The sequence below is a fragment of the Yoonia sp. R2-816 genome, assembly GCF_046762905.1.
GTDB lineage: Bacteria > Pseudomonadota > Alphaproteobacteria > Rhodobacterales > Rhodobacteraceae > Yoonia.
This window is the reverse complement of record NZ_JBKQXN010000222.1, coordinates 1-1,978: the sequence shown is the minus strand read 5'-3', so window position 1 is coordinate 1,978 and position 1,978 is coordinate 1. Positions and strand designations below refer to the sequence as shown.

Sequence of the window (1,978 nt, the reverse complement as noted above, 5' to 3'; positions counted from 1 at the left end):
CAAGCCCGCATCGGATCAGGTAAGGCGGTATCCAACCCGCGGATGAGAGCATGATAACCATCGGTTCGACACGCATGTCTCCAGCGCCATGCACAGGCTACAAATTTTGACCATCCCGCGCCAGCGGGGTAGTCTCATCGTGCCGGGAAAATCAAAAACGCTCATGAGATGATACGATTCCGCCCCCAGCCGGACTCGACCCCCACATGGTACTGTTTTCAGGTCAGCGTGTAATCTGGGGTTTTTTCTACCGTTACCTTCAAGACCTCGTTGAGTGCCATTACCACGGAGTAAGTCGGCGATTGGTCCATCGTGTCACAGAGGCGACGCACCGCGTATTGCACCAGGTTTGACCCCCACGATAGATGCAAATAATTCGGGCCGAAAATAGCGATGATTGCAGGTCCAGCCAATTATGTTTGCGGGTCGTTACAGTTAATGGTTCATGGCCTAAGGAGTCGCGTCGCAATAGTGATCGCGTCTTTGGCTGTTGCTTCAAACTCGGGCTTCAGCATGAGCTGCGCGATAACGGAATTCACGTACTCAGGTTTGAGCTGATTGAGGCGATCTGCAGCGATATTGCGATAGTCGGCAATTTCTTCCAAAGCGGCAGCGATCTGCTCGTCGTAGCCCGCTTTGCTTGCGGCTGCGATATCGAAGATATCTCGCGGCTCGATACTTGAACCGCGGAACCTGATTTTTTTGCCAATGATCTCAGGGATTGTTTCGAGATCAATGGTTCGACCGAGAAGGTTGGTGGACTCCGCATTGTGATCGACAATGTGCCCAGCAACGATGAAATCGATTTCGCCAATATCCTCGAAAGCGACTTTAAGATGGCTCGCCCCGTCGCCACCATAAGTCGGTCTTCCAATTTCGAAGTCGAGGTCCGCTACGGAGGCCGTGATATAGGACAGCAGTTGCGGATCGTCGAGGAAGAGATCGACATCATGGCTCTCTCGGTGATTGATCTGGAGCATCATCGCTGTGCCACCGCCAAACGTCCAAGACGTCAGCAGATCCTGCTCTCGATTGACGTGATCGATAATCTTGTAGGCTTGCTTGAGGAGGTCTTCCCACTGGGAAGGGCGCGCGTTCTGACTCAAGCGATCAGGGCGACAGACTGGCCAGACCAGCCTTGAAACACGCCGGCGACATGTGTCAGCGCATCGGCAGAGATGCCGTGTTCAAAAGCAAACGCTTTTTGCGTTTTAACACTGGTCTCCGTGAAGAACGATGATACTTGTCCCAAGGCCACGTCCGCGCTTTTTAGCGCAGCCGCAAGCCCGCTCGCATCCAGTTGTTTCTGGTAAGGAGCGTTCACGGTGGTCAACAGTGCTGTTTGCATGTCGTGTGTCATAACGTGCCAAATATAGAGATTTTCGGGTTAAGATCAAGCTTCCGTATTGTTGGGTATCAAATGCCGTTGGGTAGAAACCATTGAAATAATATCTGTTCCTATGATGACATAAGGCTGAACTCTAACCCAAGCATATCCAGAAGGCGAGTAGCGAGCGCTTCGGTTGGCTCCCATCCGGGCATGAACGAATCCGGAGTGAGGCAGAATGTCACGACTCCCACAACACTAGTCTTTCGCGGCGCTTTTGCCTACCAAATAGCGCACAAACCGCCCCACCCTGCAGCTCTCTGCTATGTCCAATAAGTTGTTGCTATCAGTTGCGATCATATGCCTGGGTTATACAACATATTGCGGTAGCCCACAGAAATTCTCATAAAATGTTTCTTCACAATAGGTTAACTTGATTCTTCCAGTATTCTCGTGTCACTTGGCACTTAAATCTGAGACCGCGCCTTCAATGATTTCAGCGGCTTGCGTGAGCACCTAATATGAGACTGGGCAGTTAACTTGAGACTGACGTTTGTAACTTAGCACTTTAACTGAGATTGATGCTCCGAAGTTGAATTGATGCCGAACTGCCATGACCGCCCCACTTGCCGACGAGATCGACCATCTGAG

2 protein-coding genes are annotated in these 1,978 nt (G+C 51.2%); both read right to left on the bottom strand.

The annotated features are described in order from the left end of the window. Positions 1–443: 443 nt before the first annotated feature. Entirely contained in the window at positions 444–1,106 is a 663-nt protein-coding gene (locus ACFWW2_RS16020) for a nucleotidyl transferase AbiEii/AbiGii toxin family protein (RefSeq protein ID WP_393929538.1), read from the bottom strand. After that, positions 1,103–1,348, bottom strand: a complete 246-nt coding sequence (locus ACFWW2_RS16015) for a hypothetical protein (RefSeq protein ID WP_393929536.1) — start codon at positions 1,346–1,348, stop codon at positions 1,103–1,105. The genes ACFWW2_RS16020 and ACFWW2_RS16015 overlap by 4 nt, the downstream gene beginning before the upstream one ends. Positions 1,349–1,978: the final 630 nt, after the last annotated feature.

Coding starts and splice junctions, on each gene's coding strand:
- ACFWW2_RS16015 (WP_393929536.1), bottom strand. CDS start 1,348: ATGCAAACAGCACTGTTGACCACCGTGAACGCTCCTTACCAGAAACAA.